Source organism: Mesorhizobium huakuii, assembly GCF_030160235.1.
GTDB classification, from domain to species: Bacteria; Pseudomonadota; Alphaproteobacteria; order Rhizobiales; family Rhizobiaceae; genus Mesorhizobium; species Mesorhizobium huakuii.
Genome location: NZ_BSNY01000055.1, coordinates 1 through 20,466, shown reverse-complemented (window position 1 = coordinate 20,466; position 20,466 = coordinate 1). Strand labels below are relative to the sequence as shown.

Below are 20,466 nucleotides of genomic sequence, written 5' to 3'. Positions count from 1 at the left end.
CAGGACTGTTTTCTCTAGCTTCTTGAAAATGCTGGCTTCTGCTTGGCCTTGAAGGCGTCGACGCCGGCCTTGAGGTCGCCGGTGAGCGCGATAAAGCCGCTGGCCAGCGCTTCGGTGGCGGCCGCACTTTCCTCGCCCTCGGCCACCGCGATCATCAGCTTGGCCGCTTCCGTCGCCAGCGGGCCACGTTCGGCGATCTTTTCCCCCCAGCTCTTGGCTTCGTCGAATGCCTTGCCGGTTTCGGTCACCCGATCCACCACGCCAAGGGCCAGCGCTTCGGGAGCGAGAAGTATCTCACCACCCAAGGCCATGCGCCGGACCGTCTGCGTGCCGAAGCGGCGCACGGCGCGCTGCGTTCCGGACCAGCCGGGGACGACGCCGATCGAGGTTTCGGGGAAGCCCAATTTCACATGCGCCTCGGCGACCCGGAAATCGCAGGCGACCGCCAGTTCGAGCCCGCCGCCCAGCGCATGACCGGACAGCACGGCGATCGTCGGTTGCCGCAGCCGCGCCAGCCGGTCGAACACGCGGTGACCATAGCGCACCCATTGCACCTGGAAATCGGCGGCGCTCATCGCACCCCAGGCCTCGACATCGCCGCCGGCGCAAAAGCCCTTGCCTTCGCCGCGCAAGAGCACGACGCGCACGCCTTCGGCCATCTCTGCCTCGTCGAGCGCGGCTTCCAGCGCCCTCAGCATCGGAATGTCCAGCGCGTTGAACTTTTCCGGGCGGCGCAGCGTGACGATGCCGATGGCGCCGTCCCTTTCGAATATGACGAGGCGCTCAGCCATGCGCGTCTCCGAGCGAGGCGCCGCCATTCAGCGACAGGCCGATCGGCCGATCCTGGTAGAGTGCCGCCGGCGTTACCTTGAGGTCGTTGGCGACACCGAGCGGCATCTCGGCCTGCGCCAGGACATCGCGCTCGAGGTCGATGCCCGGCGCCAGCTCGGTGACCATCAGGCCGTCGGGCGTCAGCTTCATCACGCAGCGCTCTGTAACATAGGTGATGTCCTGGCCTTGGGCGACGGCGCGCTTGCCGGAAAACGAGATGTGCTCGACCTCGTTGACCACCTTCTTGACCTTGCCCTCCTGGTCGATGCGGATGCCGCCATCGGCCAGCGAAAGCTTGGCGCCGGCATTGAAGAAGCCGGAGAAGACGATCTTCTTCGCCCGCGCGGTGATGTCGACAAAGCCGCCGGCGCCGGCGGTGACATGCGGCCGCGCCGACAGTTTCGACACGTTGACCGAGCCGTGGCGGTCGATTTGCAGGAAGGACAGCAGCGAGGCGTCGAAACCACCGGCCTGGAAATAGATGAACTGGTGCGGTGAGGGCATGATCGCTTCGGCATTGGAGGCGCAGCCGAACTTGAAGTCGAGCAGCGGCACGCCGCCGACCGCGCCCTGCTCGATCACCCAGGTGACCTTGCCGTGCTGGCCTTCTTCCAGAAGGATGCGCGGCACGTTGGCCGAGATGCCGAAGCCGATGTTGACGGCCATGCCGTCGCGCAATTCCATGGCGACGCGGCGCGCGATCACCTTCTGCACGTTCATCTCGGCGTTGCGGAAGGTCGACAGCGGCCGGAAGATCTCGCCCGAAATCGCCGGGTCGTAAGGCGTCAGCGTCGTCTGCAACTGGTCGGGCGCGACAACGATATGGTCGACCAGCACGCCGGGCACGCGCACATCATGCGGCTTTAGCGTGCCGTTCTCGACGACGCGCTTGACCTGTGCGATCACGACGCCGCCATTGTTGCGGGCCGCAAGCGCCTGTTCGAGGCCGCCGAGATAGGCGCCTTCATGTTCATAGGTGAGGTTGCCGCGCTCGTCCGCCGTGGTGGCGCGGATGATCGAAATGTTGGGCACGATCGAGCGGAAATAGAGCCATTCCTCGCCGTCAAACTGCTGTACCGAGACGATCGGCTCGCTGGCCGCCGCGTTCATGGCGCAGCCCTGATGGCGCGGGTCGGCGAAGGTGTCGAGACCGACCTTGGTCAGCACGCCCGGCCGTTTGGCGGCGGCCTCGCGGTGCATGTCGAACAGGATGCCGGACGGCACGTTGTAGGCGGCGACCGAATTGTCGCCGATCATTTTCCAGATCTGCGGCGGCTCGGCGGAGGAGGGGCCGGACGGGTACGAACCGCACAGCGTGCGCTTCAACAGGCCGGGCTTGGCCAGATGATCGATGCCCTTGATGCCGTACATGTCGCCCGCGGCGATCGGGTGCAGCGTGGTGATGCTCTTGGGATGACCTTCGCTATCGAAGCGCTCGCCGATGGCGGCCAGCACCGCGTCCGGACAGCCGAGTCCGCTCGACGACGACACGGATACCGTCATGCCATCCTTGATCAGGCTGGCTGCCTGCGCTGCGGAAACGACCTTGCTCACTTCATGCTCCCGAGTTTCGGGTCGATCTTGACGGCCTTGCCGGAGCTGGCCGATTGCAATGCCGCCTCGGCTGCAGTGAGCGACCAGACGCCGTCCTCGCCGGTGGCGGCAGGCTGGCCCTTGCCGAGGATCGCGGCATGCAACTGACGCACCGATCTGACGTAGAGGTCCTCGCGATCGAAGCTCAGCTGCTCCTCGCCCTTGGCCGTGCGCAGCAGCACCGAGCCGTCCGGTTTCTGGGTCATCACATCGCTGGCGATCAGCGAGCCTTCCGAACCATGCACCTCGAAGCCGGTGCCGGCGAATTTGGTGGTGAAGCCTTCATGCGACTGGGCGATGAGGCCCGACTTGAAGCGCCAGATGCACATGGCGCCGTCTTCCAGTCCGCCGCCGGCCATGCCGGCCGATTGCGTGAAGGCCGAGACCTCGACCGGATCGTCGCCGAGCACGAAGCGCAGCGTGTCGGCATCGTGCACCGTGATGTCGAGCACCACGCCGCCGCCGGCTTCCGGCTTGGTGATGCGCCAGCCCTGCAGGGTCTCCGGCAGATAGACGGAATGGAAGACGCGTGCGGCGATCGGCTTGCCGATGCGCCCCGATGCGATGGCCTCACGCATGGCGCGATGCGCGCCGGCGTTGCGCAGATGATGGTTGGTGCCGAGCAGGATGCCGGCCGCCCTGGCTGCCGCCACCATTTTTCGGGCGTCGGCGCTGGTCAGCGCCAGCGGCTTCTCGCACAGCACATGCTTGCCCGCCTTGATGGCGGCTAGCGCCTGGTCGAGATGCAGCTCGTTGGTGGTCGAGATGTAGACCGCGTCGATGTCGGACTTCAGCAAGGCATCCAAGGTCGACACGGCGGATGGAATGCCGTTTTCCCTGGCATAGGCCGTGGCGCGTTCCGGATTGGAACTCATCACCGCCGCGATCTCGCCACCCTCTTGCGCGCGGATGGCGTTGATCATGAACTGCCTGGCGATCGTGCTGGCGCCGATCAACCCCCATTTGACACTCACGCGGCGCCTCCCGTTCCCGTCGGCCTGTTTCGCGTGCGGAGATCCGGACCGCAGCTTTCCCTGACCACGAGATTGACCGCGCCGATATGGTCTTCGGCCCGCGTGGTGCGCGACTGGATCAGCTTGAGCATGACGTGAGCGGCGCGCTCGCCGAGGCCGGCTGTGTCCACCGCGACGCTGGTCAGCGCCGGCATGTAGTGTTCGGCCTCGACCACGTCGTCGAAGCCGACGACGGCGAAATCCGGTCCCGGCTCAAGCCGGCGCTTGCGCAACGCCAGCATCACGCCAAAGGCGACGGCGTCGTTGAAGCAGAGAGCCGCGGTCGGCGGTTCAGCCATCGTGAGAGCGGTATCCAGGCAGGCGAGGCCGCCTCTGCGGTTGGTTTCGCCCTCGACGACCAGCACGTCGCGGGCGGAGATGCCCAGCGTCTCGCAGGCCTCGCGAAAGCCGCCCAGCCGTTCCTGATAAACCACCAGATCCGAGGTGCCGCCGAAGAAGGCGAGCCGGCGATGTCCTTTGGCGATCAGATGAGCCGCGGCAAGATAGGCACCGCGATGATTGTCGGGCGCGATCACAGGGATGCGGCTTTCGGGCAGGCGGCGCATGGCGAAGACCACCGGCACGCCCGCCAATTCCAGCCGCCGGAAAGCGCCTGGCGTGGTGCCGCGCGCCGGTGACACGATGAGCCCGGCGACGCCTTGTTCCATCAGCGACTTCAGCACCTCTTCCTGGCGCACCGGATTCTCCGCCGTATTGGCGATGAATGGCACGATGCCGGCCGACTGGAAGACGCGTTCCATGCCGACGGCCAGTTCGGCGAAGAATGGGTTGGTGAGGTCGTTGATGACCATGCCGATGACGTTGGAATGGGCCTTGCGCAGATTGGCGGCGCCGCGGTTGTAGACATAGCCTACATCCTCGATCGCCTTGCGCACCTTGACCGCGGTTTCAGGCCGGATCAGCCCGCTGCCCTGGAGCACGAGCGATACCGTCGATTTGGACACGCCCGCCTCGCGGGCAATGTCGAATATCGTGGCCTTGGCCCGGCTGGCCATCTCGATGCGTCCTCCCAGTTTTCCCAACCGAATTTTATTGGAACGTTCTAATCACTGGTTCAATCTTGAGTCAATCGCGAATTTTTCTCAGCCGCAAAAACTGATTGTTCGTACTCAAATGGCCCAGCAGGAATGGCTTCCTGTGCTGCAGCGCAGCATTTGCAGCCAACTTCGCCCCGAATCTTAAAGGTTCTTGATTTATTGGAACGTTCCATTTAATACGCGCTGCGAAGGGAGAGGTCGATGGATATTGTCTTGCCTGCCGAAGGTGGCCGCAACGCCCGCTACGCGCTTGTTGGACAGCCGGTGCAGCCGGCGATCGGCGCACGGTTTTCACGCGTCGCCTATGCCGCCGCGCATGTCGTTGCCGATCCCCTCGAAATGACCGATCCATGGTCGCGGCCCGCGGTCGACTGGGACAGGACGATGGCGTTCCGCCATCATTTGTGGCGGCTCGGCTTCCGCATTGCCGAGGCGATGGACACCTCGCAGCGCGGCATGGGTTTCGACTGGGCCAATGCGAAGGAATTGATCCGCCGCTCGATCGCCGAGGCGCGCACCGTCGAAGGCGCCGATCTTGCCTCGGGTGCGGGAACCGATCATCTGGCGCCGGCCGCTGCCGGGACGCTCGACGATGTGATCGCGGCCTATGACGAGCAGTTCGCCTTCATCGAAGGGCAGGGCGGCAAGGCGATCATGATGGCCAGCCGCGCATTGGCGGCTGTCGCGAAGGCTCCGGACGATTATGCGCGCGTCTATGACCGCATCTTGAGCCAGGCCTCCGGCAAGGTCATCCTGCACTGGCTGGGTGACATGTTCGACCCTGCCTTGAAGGGCTATTGGGGCAGCCGCGATTTCGAGACAGCGCTCGATACGGTGGTCGCCATCATCGAACGCCACGCAGACAAGGTCGAGGGCATAAAGATATCGCTTCTCGATGCCGGCAAGGAAGTCGCGCTGCGTAACCGGTTGCCGGACGGCGTCGTGATGTTCACCGGTGACGACTTCAACTACCCCGAACTGATCGCCGGCGACGGCAACAGGCATTCGCACGCGCTGCTTGGCATTTTCGACGCCATCGCGCCGGTCGCCAACGCCGCCCTGGCAAGGCTCGCCGTGGGCGACCGCGCCGGCTATGACGCGCTGATGGCGCCGACGGTGCCGCTATCGCGAAAAATCTTCGAGGCGCCGACCGAATATTACAAGGCCGGCATCGTCTTCATGGCCTGGCTGAACGGCCACCAGGACCATTTCACCATGGTCGGGGGCATGCAGTCGGCGCGCGGCATCCGCCACTACGCCGAAATCTTTCGCCTTGCCGACCAGGCAGGCCTGCTGGCCGATCCTGACCTTGCCGTATCACGGATGAAGAACCTGTGTGTCGTCGCAGGCATCTAAGCCGAACGAGACGTTTTCGATCACCATCGAGCGAAGGCAGAGCTACGTGGCGCTGCGGGGGAGCCGCAGTTGCGTGCGTGATACCGAAAGTCTGAGATTGGATGGTGGGCGTGACAGGGATTGAACCTGTGACCCCTGCAATGTCAATGCAGTGCTCTCCCGCTGAGCTACACGCCCATCCGAAGCCGCGCATACACCATTTTTGGTCGGGCGCGTCAATAGCGAGAAAAAGGAAAGAAGGCGTCGTCTCGCCGCACCGGCAAACAGATGCCGATGCCTCGGTTGAAGGCGGCTCAGGCCGCCTGCAGCATCTTCTCGACCTCGTTGACGAGATCGCGCAGGTGGAAGGGCTTCGACAGCACCTTGGCGTCTTTCGGCGCCTTGGAATCCGGGTTCAGCGCAACGGCGGCGAAACCGGTGATGAACATGACCTTGAGGTCGGGATCGATCTCGGTGGCGCGACGCGCCAGTTCGATGCCGTCCATCTCCGGCATGACGATGTCGGTCAACAGCAGCGAGAACGGCTCCTCGCGCAGCCGCTCATAGGCGCTGGCGCCATTGTCGAAATCGCTGACCTGGTAGCCGGCGCGTTCCAGCGCCTTGACGAGGAAACGACGCATATCGTCGTCGTCTTCCGCCAGAAGAATGCGTGCCATGATATCCCGTCCGAATCACCCGCCCGAGACTGCCGCCCAGGCAGCCCGTTAACCATCCTGTATATGAGGCGGTGACGGTAAACATCAAGTGAATGCTGCGAAGCATTATCCGCATTCGGCGGGGCGATGCGGATGGCGAAATGCTGGACATGCGGCCAGCAAGGTGGCACTTTCATATCATGATGCATCGGTGTTTTCGGGTTCGTGCAAATTGAAGACGGCAGCCGAGGATTTTTCGGTCGTTCAACCCTTCGAAATCCGATCGGGCGTCGAACAGCGCGTCCCCTTCCTGTTCAACTCACCACATAGCGGCCGCTACTATCCGGAACGCTTCCTCGCCATGGCGAGGCTCGACCGCAACGCCATCCGCCGCTCGGAAGATTGCTACGTCGATGAATTGTTCGGCGGCGCCGTGGCGCTTGGCGCGCCGATGCTGGCGGCGAATTTCCCGCGCGCCTATCTCGACGTCAATCGCGAGCCTTGGGAACTCGACCCGCGCATGTTCGCCGAGCCGGTGCCGTCCTTCTGCAACATCCGCTCGGCGCGGGTGGCCGGCGGACTTGGCACGGTGCCGAAGCTGGTGGGCGAGGGGCTCGACATCTATTCCGGTCGCCTGCCGCTCGCCGAAGCCGTCGCCCGCATCGAGGCCGTTTACAAGCCCTATCATGAAACGCTGAAGCGGCTTTTGACCAGGACCCATGCCCGTTTCGGCTTTGCCGTGCTGATCGACTGCCATTCGATGCCGGCAAGCATCCGTGTCGGCGACAGCGGTCTGCGGCCGGACTTCATCATCGGCGACCGTTTCGGCATCTCGGCCACCGCTGCCCTGACCGAGACGGCGATCGGCCTGTTGACCGCGATGGGCTATACCGTTGCCCACAACAAGCCCTATGCCGGCGGCTTCATCACGGAGCACTATGGCCGCCCGGCGCGTCATCTGCATGCGCTGCAGATCGAGGTCAATCGCGGGCTCTACATGAATGAACGGACGTTCGAGAAGACTGCCGGCTTCGACGCGCTGGCCGATGATCTGACGCGATTTTCAGCGGATCTCATGGCGATGCCCGACCATCACTTCATCGACCTGCCGCTGGCCGCGGAGTGAAATAGCCGGCCCGAGGCGCAGGCGTAAAAAAAGACCGCATCGTTTGCACGATACGGTCGAAGTCTAGGGAGGAAACGCCCAAGGAGGGCATGGACAGGAAACCCTGTCCGAGGTTGAGGGTATTGTGCGGTGCACAAATGTCAAGCGATCTTCAGGCTTTTTTAATTCAGAGTGATGTGGAAATTGCGTTTCGATGACGCAGATGTGACATTCGGGCAACAGATGTCGCCGCGAATAAATCGATAAACAGGCTTGTTTTGGCGGGAAAGTGTCGGCAGAGCCCGGTGAGGCACTCGGCAATGCGGGAGAATCAGTTGGACATCAGCATCGATTTCATGCGCCGCATCGCGCAGGCGGCAGCGGTCGAGACCTTGCCGCGCTTTCGCGCCCAGGGTGCCGTCGCCAACAAGGAAAAAGGCAGTTTTGACCCGGTCACGGAAGCCGACCGCGAGACCGAACGCGCCATCCGGGCGCTGATATCGGCGCAGTATCCCGACCATGGCATTCTCGGCGAGGAGCATGGCAGCGAAAACACCTCCAGCCGGCATGTCTGGGTGATCGATCCGATCGACGGCACGCGCGCCTTCATCTCCGGCCTGCCGGTGTGGGGGACGCTGGTCGGGCTGACCGTCGACGGCGACGCGGTCGCCGGCATGATGGCGCAGCCTTTCACCGGCGAGCTGTTCTACGCCAACGCCTCGGGCTCGCACTATGAGGGGCCGGGCGGTCCGCGCAAGCTTTCGACCCGCAAGACGACAAGGCTCGACGAGGCGACGCTGTTCACCACCACGCCGGCACTGTTCAAGGGCGAGGCGCGCACGCGCTATGACGCGTTCGAGAAACAGGTGCAGCTGGCCCGCTACGGCGCCGATTGCTATGCCTTCGCCATGATCGCCTCGGGGAGCGTCGACATCGTCGCCGATCCCGGCCTGAAACCCTACGACATCGTGGCGCTGATCCCGATCATCGAGAAGGCGGGCGGCGTCGTCACCACCTTCGATGGCGGACCGGCGGAAAAGGGCGGCGATGTGCTAGCGGCGGCGACGCCGGAGCTTCACGCGGCGGCCATGGCTGCCCTTCGCGGCTGATATCTCCGCGCTTTCTTTGAAGCCGTTGCTTCAGCGCGATCTGATCGAGCGCTGGAATTCCGCCGGTGTGCGTCCATAGGCCTGTCTGAACGACGCGCTGAAATGGCTGTGGCTGGAAAAGCCGAGGTCCATGCCCAAAGCGGTCAGATTGTCGTAGCGGCCAAGCAGGTCGAGCGCGCGCGCCAGCCGCAGGCGCAGATGATAGCGATAGAGCGGGATGGCCTCGACCTGCTGGAATATTTGCGTCAGATAGACCGGTGAGACTCCGACCTCGGCGGCAATCTCGGCCAGCGTCCAGCGCCGCGACAGATCCGACGCCAGCACCAGCTTGGCGCGGTCGACCAGCTTCTGCCGTCCGGGGCTGGCGCCCGCGACGTGCGAAGTGCGCTCGCCGAGCGAGCGCCGCACCAGCGTTAGCGCCAGCGTCTCGGCCTCCAGCGTTTCGGCGACATTGCGGCTCAGGCTGTGGCGCAACAGCGCCACCAAGGCCTGCGCGCGCGGATCGATGCGCCGGCGCTGGCGGCGAAACGCCAGGACGCCGCTGGCGCGCAACTGCTCCTGCGGCGCCAGTTCCCGCAAGTGGCCTTCCTCGATGACGAGGTCGAGGCAGGCGTCGCCGCCCTCAATTGGATGGCTGACCTGGTAGGTCTCGGCCTCATTGAAGAAAAGCAACTGATTGGCTTCCGCGACCGCATCATTGCGGCCGACATGACGCACAAAGATGCCGCGATAGGCAAACACCAGATGCGTCGCCGACGTGCACTCCTCATCGCTCCTGTGACGGCATTCGCCGCTGCAGACGACATCCCGCACCCTGACAGTGCCGGTGTCCAGAAGGAGCTGAACCTTGAATTGCGACATGGCCGTTGCGCTCATCCCTCGTGCCGGAAACTGATTCCGGCATTGCGATGGGCACTTTAGGCAAGCGGCCTGCCCAATCTTGTCAGGAGACTTTCTCGCTGGGGCTGCTCAATCCCATGAGCGGCGCCTGAACTCCGAATAGGCTTGGCCGCGTGACAGACCGATGTCCTTGAGCTGTTCGTCGGTCATTTCCAGCAAGGCAAGCCGGCTTCGGCGCTTCTCCATCTGGCGGGCGAGCCATCTCGCCGCCGCGATGCATTGGGCGTGCAAGGCGTGCAGGGTGGTTACGGTGTGGACTGGCGGCACCTGGGCCTGGCCAGCCAGGCGTTGTGCCGCTGCGTGATCGGTGCGCATGGCTCATTCCTCGCTCACGCCGGCCGCCGAGGCGCCGGCCTCGTTCAGCGCCGTCGCGCATTCCTCGCAGCAGACCTCGACGGTCTTGCCGCCGACCTTGACGCGGATCGGGTTGGCATCCAGCTGGCAATCGCAGGCGGCGCAGGTTTTCTCGGTCATGATCTCATCTCCATGGCTTTCAATTCGACGCATTGAGATGAGCATTTCGGGGTGGGGGCGGGCTGTCATAATCTTTAGCGGTTTGCCCGCCGCGAGGGGCGGCTGGCCAATTATCCTGACAACGGTATGTCAGCTATGCCAGCCTTCGAAGGAACCGCGGTGCCGGTCAGGCCGTCGGATCGTCCGAGCCAGGAATGAAGGCGTCGAAGGCGGCAAGGAATTGTTCGCGGTAGAGGTCGACCTCCTGCAGGATCTCGTGCTTGGAGCCGTCGATCATCAGCAGCGAGCCGAGCCTCAGGCTTCTGGCGTAGGCCTCGACCGCCCTGGTCGAGACGACCTGGTCGGCGCCAGCGGCGATGATCAGCAGAGGCACCTGTATCCGCGCCATGAAGTCGGGGTCGCTCACCGCTTCCGACGCCTTTGCCGCTGCCTGCAGCCAGCGGATCGTCGGACCGCCAAGCGCCATTCGCGGATACTCTTCGTAGATGCGCGTGTTGCGACGATAGCGGCGCGGATCCGACGTTACCTTATTGGCCTCGAAAGGCAGCGTGTGTCTGGGCCGCGGACCCCAGGCGGCATAGAGCCGGCCAAGGCCCAGAATGCAGAGGACCGAACAGATACGGCGGACCGTCCGGATCGAGACCGGCAGGTCGGGCAGGGTCAGGAACGGCGCGATCAGCACCATGCGCCGCACGCGATTGACCATGGACGGCGCGGCAAGAAGCGCGATCACGGCGCCGGCTGAATGGGCGAGGATGTAATACGGCCCGCGGCAATCGGGCAGCACGATCCCCTCGAAGAACTGCTCCAGATCGGCCGTGTAGTCGCGGAAGGACCTGACATAGCCGCGCTGGCGATCGCGGATCAGCCGGTCGGAATCGCCTTGGCCGCGCCAATCGAGCGTGGCGACGCCAAAGCCGCGGGCGGCAAGGTCGCGGATGGTTTCGAAATATTTCTCGATGCACTCGTTGCGGCCGGACAGCAGCACCACGGTGCCCCGCATCGGGCGCGCCACCGCCGCGAACAGGCCGTAGCGGATCTTCTTGCGGTCGCGCGTGATGAAAAAGCCACCGGCGGCGTTTTCCGGCCGCGGATTGCCTTCGGTTTCGTGGAAAAGCGGCGTGTCTTGGAGAAGGTCCGTCATGCGGCGCTTTTGTGCTCGGCGTCCTCGGGTGCCAGCCTGTCGCGGCTGGCCTCGTCAAGGTGATAGACGCCAATGCGCTAAAAGCAAAGCAAATCCCGGTCGTGCCGGGATTGTAGCGGGGAAGGCCGGAAGCCGCTCGAGGGCGTGCTTCCGGCCCCTGTCGATCCGGGAGGAAGGGACGTTAACACCCGGTTCGGCCTCGTTGCGGCGCTTCTGCAAAATCCGGCGCCACCAATCCTTGATCTTGAGGTCACTTTAGCGGCGGCTGTCTGAACGGGCGCCGAAGCGCCGGTTCATCTGCCGTTCATCAAGGGGGCAGGCGGTTCGTTTTTTGCCATCCGGCGAAATCTTGAAATGCCTTCGAGCGCTCCCCAAATGTGGAATGCGGCCGCCAATGTCGGGGCCGCTGGTCCTCCCGAAACGCCGCTTACGGGTTTCGCACCGGCCATACGCAAACCATGTTGCTCAACAGGAGAACACCTCATGCGTCACGTTGATTTTTCCCCGCTCTACCGTTCGACCGTCGGCTTCGACCGTCTCTTCACCATGCTGGATTCGCTTGCGCAGCCCGATGGCGCGCAGACCTATCCGCCCTACAATATCGAGCGCACCGGTGAGGATTCCTACCGGATCTCCATGGCGGTTGCTGGCTTCTCGGACGAGGAAATCTCGATCGAAGCCCATCGCAACGTGCTGACCGTGAAGGGCGAGCGCAAGGACGAGGGTAACGGCGAAGGCTCCGAGCTGCTCTATCGCGGCATTGCCTCCAGGGCCTTCGAGCGCCGCTTCCAGCTTGCCGACCACGTTGAAGTCGTCGGCGCCACGCTGAAGAACGGCCTGCTCTTCGTCGACCTCAAGCGCAACATTCCCGAGGAACTGAAGCCGCGCAAGATCGCGATCACCTCGGCTCCGGCCAAGGCCAAGCAGATCGAGGCCAAGACCGCTGCATAATATAGCTTAGGAATAGAAGCGTCTCCTCCCGAGACGAAAGCGGCGCCGAAAGGCGCCGCTTTTTTGTTGTTCGAGGGGCGATTATCCGGTGATCAGCTGGCCAAAGCGGTCGACCTCATCGGCCGTCGTGGCGAAGCTGGTGACGAAGCGGTAGAGCAGTTCGTCCTCGCCGATGTGGCCGTCAAAGCCGTGCGGCTTGTGCCAATCGTAGAAGGCGGCGCCCGCCGCCTGCAGTCTCTCGGCTTCGGCCTTCTTGATCACGGCGAACACCTCGTTGGCCTGCGGCAGCCAGGCCAGCTTCGCATGCGCCGAATCCTCGATCGCCGCGGCAAGGCGCGCGGCCATGGCGTTGGCGTGGCGCGCGGTGTCGAGCCACTGGCCGTCCTTGAAATAGGCTTCGAACTGTGCCGCGACGAAGCGCGACTTCGAAAACAGCTGGGCGGCGCGCTTGCGCAGGAAGGCCAGTTCCTTGGCGCGGTCGAGGTCGAACAGCACGATCGCCTCGGCGCACCAGCAGCCATTCTTGGTGCCGCCGAAGGACAGGATGTCGACACCGCGCCTCCAGGTCATTTCGGCCGGCGTCGTGTCGAGCGCGACCAGCGCATTGGCAAAGCGGGCGCCATCCATGTGCAGCGGCACGGAATGCCGTTTGGCGATGGCCGAAATCGTCTCGATCTCGTTCAGGCCGTAGATGGTGCCAACCTCGGTCGACTGGGTGATCGAAACCGCCATCGGCCGCCCCCAGTGGACGATTTCGGGCGCGAAGCGGCCGATGGTCCGCTCCAGATTGTGCGGGTCGATCTTGCCCAGTGCGCCGTCGACGGCGTGCAGGCGCGCGCCGCCGGAAAAATATTCCGGCGCACCGCATTCGTCTTCGATGACATGCGATTCGCGGTGCGCGAAGGAAATGCCGCCGGGTTTGTTGAAGGTGGTCAGCGACAGCGCGTTGGCTGCGGTGCCGGTCGCCACGAAGAACACCGCGACCTCGCGCTCGAAAATCTCATTGAAACGCTGGTAGACCGCCTGGTCGAGCGCGCTGTCGCCATAGGCGGTGGCAAAGCCGCCGGCCGCGGCCGACAGGCCGGCAACGATATTGGGATGGGCGCCTGCCCAATTGTCGGAAGCGAAGAACATGCATCTGCCTATGTCTGGGGAAGATCGGGTTTTGGGGAAAATCAGCCCGGAGTTGAACGGTTCCGCGCGCCAACCGCAAGAGCCAGACGCCGGAAAACCGTTAAAGCCAGCCAAGCCGGCAGGGCAGGGATCGGCGACTGAAGCTTACGTTTTCTCTCAACATCACGTAATTTTATGTCGCGGAAGGCTCAAGTTTTTTGTGAATCGGTCTTGTGTGCGTCGGGGAATTCTGCCATAAAAATTTAGGACAGTAGTGCTGTCTTATTTTGTCGCACAAAACAGGCTGGATTGGCGTAACATATTGGCCTCTCCGGCTGTTGCTGCGAGCGACAGGTGGACGGCCAGACTCTGGCCTGTACGATACCAGACGCGAACCATGCGGAAAGCCGCCTGGTTCGGCAAGGATTTCGCAAGACGTGCCGCAAGGATCAGGGTGAGCCAAGCGCTTGCCGAGGCAAACCAGCGCCTGAAGGGCTGGAACGGAGGACAGGACAATGACGGACATGACGCTCTCTGCGACGAACGGCCAGGCCGCGCAGACGAAAGCGGCTGCCGTCAAAAATACGTCTCGAACCGACATCGGCCGAACCGGTTTTGCCCCTCGGGGCCTCTACGATCCGCGCAATGAACATGATGCCTGCGGCGTCGGTTTCATCGTCAACATGAAGGGCGTGAAGTCGCATCAGATCGTCACGGACGGCCTTGCCGTGCTCGAAAACCTGACGCATCGCGGCGCCGTCGGCGCCGACCCGCTGGTCGGCGACGGCGCGGGCGTGCTGGTGCAGCTTCCCGACCGGTTCTTCCGTGAGGAGATGGCGGCCCAGGGCATCGAACTGCCGCCGGCGGGCCAGTACGGCGTCGGCCACTGGTTCATGCCGCAGGACGCAGCACTGCGCGCCCATATCGAGGACATCATCGCCGAATCGGCGCAGTCCGAAGGGCTGCCGCTCATCGGCTTCCGTGACGTGCCCGTCGACAATTCGTCGCTGTCGAAGGCGCCCGACATCGTCGCGTCCGAGCCGTTCCATCGCCAGGTCTTCATCGGCCGCACGGCCGATATTCCCGATGACGAGGAATATGAGGCCCGGCTCTATCTGCTGCGCAAGGTCATTTCGGGCCGCATCTATGCCGAGAACGACAACAAGGACATCGGCGCCTATTGCGTGTCGCTGTCGGCGCGCACCATCGTCTACAAGGGCATGTTCCTGGCCTATCAGGTCGGCGCTTATTACAAGGATCTCAAGGACCCGCGCTTCGAGACCGCGCTGATCCTCGTCCACCAGCGTTTCTCGACCAACACCTTCCCGTCATGGAAGCTGGCGCATCCCTACCGCATGGTCGCGCACAATGGCGAGATCAACACGGTGCGCGGCAACAACAACTGGATGGCGGCGCGCCAGGCTTCGGTCGATTCCGAACTGTTCGGCAACAACATCTCGAAGCTCTGGCCGATCTCCTATGACGGCCAGTCGGACACGGCGTGCTTCGACAATGCGCTCGAATTCCTGTTCCAGGGCGGCTACAGCCTCAGCCACGCCATGATGATGCTGATCCCGGAAGCCTGGGCCGGCAACAAGCTCATGGATGCCGACCGCAAGGCTTTCTACGAATACCATGCCGCCCTGATGGAGCCGTGGGACGGGCCGGCGGCGGTCGCCTTCACCGATGGTCGCCAGATCGGCGCCACGCTCGACCGCAACGGCCTGCGCCCGGCACGTTACATCGTCACCGACGATGACCGCGTCATCATGGCTTCCGAGGCCGGCGTGCTGCCGGTGCCGGAAGAGAGGATCGTCAAGAAGTGGCGGCTGCAGCCTGGCCGCATGCTGTTGATCGACCTTGCCAAGGGCCGCATCGTGCCCGACGAGGAGATCAAGTCGGAGATCGCCACCAGGCACCCCTACAAGACCTGGCTCGCCAACACGCAGCTCATCCTGGAGGATCTGAAGCCGGTCGAACCGCGCGCGCTGCGCAAGGATGTGAGCCTGCTCGATCGCCAGCAGGCGTTCGGCTACACCCAGGAAGACACCAAGCTGTTGATGTCGCCGATGGCGACCACCGGCCAGGAAGCCGTTGGTTCGATGGGCACCGACACGCCGATCTCGGCGATGTCGGACAAGTCGAAGCTGCTCTACACCTATTTCAAGCAGAACTTCGCCCAGGTCACCAACCCGCCGATCGACCCGATCCGCGAGGAACTGGTGATGAGCCTGGTGTCCTTCATCGGGCCGCGGCCGAACATCTTCGACCTGGTCGGCAATTCGCGGCGCAAGCGGCTCGAAGTGCGCCAGCCGATCCTGACCAATGGCGATCTGGAGAAGATCCGTTCCATCGGCCACACCGAGGACCGTTTCGACACCAAGACCATCGACATCACCTATGGTTCGAACGAGGGCGCCGCCGGCATGCAGGGCGCCATCGACCGCCTGTGCGAGCGCGCCGAGGCGGCAGTCGCCGGCGGCTACAACATCATCATCCTGTCCGACCGCCAGCTCGGCCCGGATCGCATAGCCATCCCGGCGCTGCTCGCAACAGCAGCAGTCCACCATCATTTGATCCGCAAGGGGCTGCGTACCTCCGTCGGCCTCGTCGTCGAATCCGGCGAGCCGCGCGAAGTGCATCATTTCTGCTGCCTTGCCGGCTACGGCGCCGAGGCGATCAATCCTTATCTCGCCTTCGACACGCTCACCGACATGCACAAGCGCGGTGAGCTGCCGGAAGAGGTCGACGCCTACGAAGTCGTGTCGCGCTACATCAAGTCGATCGGCAAGGGCATCCTCAAGGTGATGTCCAAGATGGGCATCTCGACCTATCAGTCCTATTGCGGCGCGCAGATCTTCGACGCCATCGGGCTCAAGTCCGACTTCGTCGAGAAGTATTTCACCGGCACGGCGACGCTGATCGAAGGCGTCGGGCTGGATGAGGTCGCGGGCGAAACCGTCAGCCGTCACACGGACGGTTTCGGTAATGACCCGGTGCTGCGCAACAGCCTCGAAGTCGGCGGCGAATATCTCTTCCGCATGCGCGGCGAGGCGCATATGTGGTCGCCCGACGCGGTCGCCACCTTGCAGCACGCCGTGCGCCAGGGTTCGTGGGAAACGTTCAAGGAATATTCCGCGCAGATCGACAGCGAGACGGCGCGCGCGCAGACCATCCGTGGCCTGTTCAAGATCAGGCTGGCGGAGGAGACCGGCCGCAAGAAGGTCGCGCTCGACGACGTCATGCCGGCGGCCGAAATCGTCAAGCGCTTCTCTACCGGGGCGATGTCGTTCGGCTCGATCTCCAGGGAAGCGCACACCACGCTGGCGCGCGCCATGAACCAGATCGGCGGCAAGTCGAACACCGGCGAGGGCGGCGAAGAGGCCGACCGCTATCTGCCGCTGCCCGGCGGCGGCAAGAACCCCGAACGCTCGGCGATCAAGCAAGTCGCCTCGGGGCGGTTCGGCGTGACGGCTGAATATCTGGTCAATTCCGATGTCATGCAGATCAAGGTGGCGCAGGGCGCCAAGCCCGGCGAGGGCGGCCAGCTGCCCGGCCACAAGGTCGACGCGACCATCGCCAAGGTCCGGCATTCGACGCCCGGCGTCGGCCTGATCTCGCCGCCGCCGCATCACGACATCTATTCGATCGAGGATCTGGCGCAGCTGATCTACGATCTGAAGAACGTCAATCCGGCGGCCGACGTGTCGGTCAAGCTGGTGTCCGAAGTCGGTGTCGGCACGGTCGCGGCGGGCGTCGCCAAGGCGCGCGCCGACCACATCACCATCTCGGGCTATGATGGCGGCACCGGTGCCTCGCCGCTGACCTCGCTCAAGCACGCCGGCAGCCCGTGGGAAATGGGCCTTGCCGAGACGCACCAGACGCTGGTGCTGAACGGCTTGCGTTCGCGCGTCGCGCTGCAGGTCGACGGCGGCTTGCGCACCGGGCGCGACGTCATCATCGGCGCGCTGCTCGGCGCCGACGAGTTCGGCTTCTCGACCGCGCCGCTGATCGCGGCCGGGTGCATCATGATGCGCAAGTGCCACCTGAACACCTGTCCGGTTGGCGTCGCCACCCAGGACCCGGTGCTGCGCAAGCGCTTCAAGGGCACGCCCGAGCACGTCATCAACTTCTTCTTCTACGTGGCGGAAGAGGTAAGGGCGCTGCTCGCCGAAATGGGCTACACCCATATCGACCAGATCATCGGCGATGCCGACCTGTTGGAAAAGCGTGACGTGATCCAGCACTGGAAGGCGCGCGGCCTCGACTTCTCGAAAATGTTCTACAAGCCCGATGCGCCGCACGAAGCGGTGCACTGGACCGAGCGGCAGAAGCACCCGATCGACGACGTGCTCGACCGCAAGCTGATCGAGCTCGCCAAGCCCGCGCTTGAGGCCAAGCAACCGGTCAAGATCGAGGTGGACATCCGCAATGTCGACCGTTCGACCGGTGCGATGCTATCGGGTGAAGTGGCCAAGCGCTTCAAGCACAAGGGCCTGCGCGAGGACACGATCCAGGTGAAGCTGACCGGCACCGCCGGGCAGTCCTTCGGCGCCTTCCTGGCGCGCGGTGTCTCGTTCGAGCTTGTCGGCGCCGGCAACGACTATGTCGGCAAGGGCCTGTCGGGCGGGCGCATTGTCATCCGGCCGCCGGAAGAGGCCAGGATCGTGGCGGCCGACTCCATCATCGTCGGCAACACGGTGCTCTATGGCGCGACCGAGGGCGAGGCCTATTTCGCGGGTGTCGCCGGCGAGCGTTTCGCGGTGCGCAATTCGGGCGTCGCCGCCGTCGTCGAAGGCGTCGGCGACCATGGCTGCGAATACATGACCGGCGGTGTCGTCGTCGTCATCGGCAAGACCGGCCGCAACTTCGCCGCCGGCATGTCGGGTGGCGTCGCCTATGTGCTGGACGAAGCCGGCGATTTCGCCGAGCGCTGCAACATGGCCATGGTCGAGCTGGAGCCGGTGCCGGAGGAAGACGACCTGATGGAAAGGTTGCTGCACCATGGCGGCGATCTCGACCACAAGGGCCGCGTCGACGTGTCGGGCGATATGACCAGCCATGACGAGGAACGGCTCTACCAGCTGATCTCGAACCACGTGCACTATACGGGTTCGGTGCGCGGCCGCGAGATCCTCGACGACTGGACGACGTTCCGGCCGAAATTCCGCAAGATCATGCCGGTCGAATACCGCCGCGCGCTGATCGAGATGGAACGCATGCGCATGGGCGTCGCGGCCGAATAGATTTTAAGAGAATTGCCGGGGAGCCCAGGCTTCCCGGCCCCTTTCATCGACAGTTTGACCTCGGGCGCAAGGTTGCCATGGCTGCCTCAAGAGGTTAACGGGTGCGGCGAAAACCGCACCATCTGGACAGCAGGAACTGGACTATGGGCAAGGTAACAGGCTTTCTCGAAATCGACCGGCAGGTGCACAAGTACCAGCCGGCCTCCGACCGCATCCGGCATTTCCGCGAGTTCACGCTGCCGATGTCGGACAAGGAGGTCGAGAAACAGGCCGCGCGCTGCATGGATTGCGGCATTCCGTTCTGTCACGGGCCTACCGGCTGCCCGATCCACAACCAGATCCCGGACTGGAACGACCTCGTCTACAACAGGGACTGGGACAACGCGATCCGCAACCTGCATTCGACCAACAATTTCCCGGAGTTCACCGGCCGCATCTGTCCCGCGCCCTGCGAGGAAGCCTGCACGCTGAACCTCGAGGACATTCCGGTCGCCATCAAGACGGTGGAACAGGCGATCGCCGACAAGGCCTACGAGACCGGCCATATCCGGCCCTATCCGCCGGAGAAGAAGACCGGCAAGCGGGTCGCCATCATCGGCTCCGGCCCAGCCGGCATGGCCGCCGCGCAGCAGCTCGGCCGCGCCGGCCACGACGTCCATGTCTATGAGCGCGAGAGCCGCCCGGGCGGGCTGATGCGCTACGGCATTCCCGACTTCAAGATCGAGAAGCACTATATCGACCGGCGCATCGAACAGATGCAGGGCGAGGGCGTGACCTTCCATTGCGGCGTCAATGTCGGTGTCGACAAGCCCGTTGCCGAACTGCTCGCCGAACATGATGCCGTGCTCTATTGCGGCGGCTCGGAGACGCCGCGCGCGGCCAACATTCCAGGCGACGATCTCGGTGGCGTGCACGACGCCATGCCCTATCTGGTGCAGCAGAACCGCCGCGTCGGTGGCGAGCCGATCCAGTCGGTGGCATGGCCCTCGCACCCGATCATCGCCGGCGGTCAGCATGTCGTCGTCGTCGGCGGCGGTGATACCGCGTCCGACTGCGTCGGCACCGCCTTCCGCCAGGGCGCGGTACGCGTCACCCAGCTCGACATCCGCCCGCAGCCGCCCGAAAAGGAAGACAAGCTCGCGGTGTGGCCCTACTGGGCGACCAAGATGCGCACCTCGTCCTCGCAGGCCGAGGGCGCCGAGCGGGAATTCCAGGTGGCGACGCTCGAATTCATCGGTGAGGACGGCCAGCTGACCGGCGTCAAATGCTGCGAGGTCGACGAGAAGCGCAAGCCGATATCAGGCACCGAATTCGTCATCCGCGCCGATCTCGCTTTCATTGCCATCGGCTTTGCCGGACCGGCGATGGTTGGCGTGGCGAAGGAACTCGAGGGCGAGATGAAGATCGTCACCGACAGCCGCCGCTCCCGGAATGTCGAGGCCAATGACCGCGACTACAAGACCAGTGTCGACCGGCTCTATGCGGCGGGCGATGTGCGCCGCGGCCAGTCGCTGGTCGTCTGGGCGATCCGCGAAGGCCGCCAGGCGGCGCGCTCGATCGACGAGGCATTGATGGGGTCGAGCGTCCTTCCTCGCTGAGCCCGTTTGGAGACTCTACTCCTGCGGCCATCTCAGGAGCGAGTTTCGAAACGGTCTCAAGAGTTCAGTGATTAAGGGGTGATCGCCGTCGTCGTGTCGGTCGCCGCGGCTGTCGCAGGCGGCTCCGCCTTCGGCGGCCAGGAGAAATCGTCGGCGCGTCCGGGCGAGGCCTCCGGCGCCTTGCCTTCGATCACCAGTTTTTCGCCGGGAAGAGCCGGATTGGCGTTTGCCGGCGGGGCGGCGCCGAGCAGCTCGGTGCCGCCGTCGAGCGCCGGGTCGCTGAGCAGCATGGGTGCGGTGCGGTCGATGACGATGGGTGCGGCGGCCGGCGCCGGTGCCT

Annotated in this window: 16 protein-coding genes, 1 tRNA gene and 1 pseudogene; 6 read left to right on the top strand and 12 right to left on the bottom strand. The window is 64.1% G+C overall.

Annotated elements, in window-relative coordinates; all coding sequences use genetic code 11:
- Positions 1–14: 14 nt before the first annotated feature.
- Genes QQK95_RS28670 through QQK95_RS28655 form a run of 4 tightly spaced genes read right to left on the bottom strand, consistent with a single transcriptional unit; the run spans position 15 to position 4,453 of the window.
- The gene (locus tag QQK95_RS28670) at positions 15–791 is read right to left on the bottom strand and encodes an enoyl-CoA hydratase/isomerase family protein (protein WP_027047378.1); all 777 of its coding nucleotides are present in this window, start codon (positions 789–791) and stop codon (positions 15–17) included.
- Entirely contained in the window at positions 784–2,385 is a 1,602-nt protein-coding gene (locus QQK95_RS28665) for an acyl CoA:acetate/3-ketoacid CoA transferase (protein WP_284277805.1), read from the bottom strand. The genes QQK95_RS28670 and QQK95_RS28665 overlap by 8 nt, the downstream gene beginning before the upstream one ends.
- On the bottom strand, positions 2,382–3,398 hold the full coding sequence (locus tag QQK95_RS28660) for a Gfo/Idh/MocA family protein (RefSeq protein WP_284277804.1): 1,017 nt from the start codon (positions 3,396–3,398) through the stop codon (positions 2,382–2,384). The genes QQK95_RS28665 and QQK95_RS28660 overlap by 4 nt, the downstream gene beginning before the upstream one ends.
- Positions 3,395–4,453, bottom strand: coding sequence for a LacI family DNA-binding transcriptional regulator (locus QQK95_RS28655; protein ID WP_019861068.1), 1,059 nt, complete (start codon positions 4,451–4,453; stop codon positions 3,395–3,397). Before QQK95_RS28655 ends, QQK95_RS28660 begins: the two co-directional genes overlap by 4 nt.
- A gap of 243 nt (positions 4,454–4,696) precedes the next feature.
- On the opposite strand from QQK95_RS28655, the gene QQK95_RS28650 reads away from it, so the two are divergent.
- Positions 4,697–5,851, top strand: a complete 1,155-nt coding sequence (locus tag QQK95_RS28650) for a dihydrodipicolinate synthase family protein (protein WP_019861067.1) — start codon at positions 4,697–4,699, stop codon at positions 5,849–5,851.
- A 102-nt stretch (positions 5,852–5,953) separates the two neighbouring features.
- On the opposite strand, the gene QQK95_RS28645 is transcribed toward QQK95_RS28650, so the two are convergent.
- Both QQK95_RS28645 and cpdR read right to left on the bottom strand, forming a co-directional pair.
- Positions 5,954–6,028, bottom strand: a tRNA-Val gene (locus tag QQK95_RS28645).
- 116 nt (positions 6,029–6,144) lie between these two features.
- Entirely contained in the window at positions 6,145–6,507 is a 363-nt protein-coding gene (cpdR, locus tag QQK95_RS28640; protein ID WP_006199474.1) for a cell cycle two-component system response regulator CpdR, read from the bottom strand.
- Between the two features lie 163 nt (positions 6,508–6,670).
- Between cpdR and QQK95_RS28635 the strand changes: the two genes are divergently transcribed.
- Entirely contained in the window at positions 6,671–7,612 is a 942-nt protein-coding gene (locus QQK95_RS28635) for an N-formylglutamate amidohydrolase (RefSeq protein ID WP_027047377.1), read from the top strand.
- 314 nt (positions 7,613–7,926) lie between these two features.
- Positions 7,927–8,700, top strand: coding sequence for a histidinol-phosphatase (gene hisN, locus QQK95_RS28630; protein WP_027047376.1), 774 nt, complete (start codon positions 7,927–7,929; stop codon positions 8,698–8,700).
- Between the two features lie 30 nt (positions 8,701–8,730).
- On the opposite strand, the gene QQK95_RS28625 is transcribed toward hisN, so the two are convergent.
- The 4 genes from QQK95_RS28625 to QQK95_RS28610 all read right to left on the bottom strand — a co-directional run bounded on the left by QQK95_RS28625 (position 8,731) and on the right by QQK95_RS28610 (position 11,218).
- Complete coding sequence (locus QQK95_RS28625; RefSeq protein ID WP_027047375.1) at positions 8,731–9,561, bottom strand: helix-turn-helix transcriptional regulator; 831 nt, start codon at positions 9,559–9,561, stop codon at positions 8,731–8,733.
- Between the two features lie 108 nt (positions 9,562–9,669).
- Positions 9,670–9,915, bottom strand: a complete 246-nt coding sequence (locus QQK95_RS28620; protein ID WP_019861063.1) for a DUF1127 domain-containing protein — start codon at positions 9,913–9,915, stop codon at positions 9,670–9,672.
- 3 nt (positions 9,916–9,918) lie between these two features.
- Positions 9,919–10,074, bottom strand: coding sequence for a hypothetical protein (locus tag QQK95_RS28615; protein ID WP_019861062.1), 156 nt, complete (start codon positions 10,072–10,074; stop codon positions 9,919–9,921).
- A gap of 166 nt (positions 10,075–10,240) precedes the next feature.
- A complete protein-coding gene (locus QQK95_RS28610) occupies positions 10,241–11,218 on the bottom strand; it encodes an alpha/beta fold hydrolase (RefSeq protein WP_284277801.1) in 978 nt (325 codons plus the stop codon).
- 483 nt (positions 11,219–11,701) lie between these two features.
- Between QQK95_RS28610 and QQK95_RS28605 the strand changes: the two genes are divergently transcribed.
- Entirely contained in the window at positions 11,702–12,169 is a 468-nt protein-coding gene (locus QQK95_RS28605; protein ID WP_010911365.1) for an Hsp20 family protein, read from the top strand.
- Between the two features lie 81 nt (positions 12,170–12,250).
- Here QQK95_RS28605 and QQK95_RS28600 read toward each other — a convergent pair whose 3' ends face one another.
- On the bottom strand, positions 12,251–13,303 hold the full coding sequence (locus QQK95_RS28600) for a threonine aldolase family protein (protein ID WP_284277797.1): 1,053 nt from the start codon (positions 13,301–13,303) through the stop codon (positions 12,251–12,253).
- Between the two features lie 494 nt (positions 13,304–13,797).
- Here QQK95_RS28600 and gltB point away from each other — a divergent pair, with 494 nt between their 5' ends.
- Positions 13,798–18,528, top strand: coding sequence for a glutamate synthase large subunit (gene gltB / locus QQK95_RS28595; RefSeq protein ID WP_284277795.1), 4,731 nt, complete (start codon positions 13,798–13,800; stop codon positions 18,526–18,528).
- 143 nt (positions 18,529–18,671) lie between these two features.
- Positions 18,672–20,126, top strand: a complete 1,455-nt coding sequence (locus QQK95_RS28590; RefSeq protein WP_284277794.1) for a glutamate synthase subunit beta — start codon at positions 18,672–18,674, stop codon at positions 20,124–20,126.
- 71 nt (positions 20,127–20,197) lie between these two features.
- Here QQK95_RS28590 and QQK95_RS28585 read toward each other — a convergent pair.
- Positions 20,198–20,466, bottom strand: a pseudogene (locus tag QQK95_RS28585) (DUF459 domain-containing protein); the annotation flags it as partial.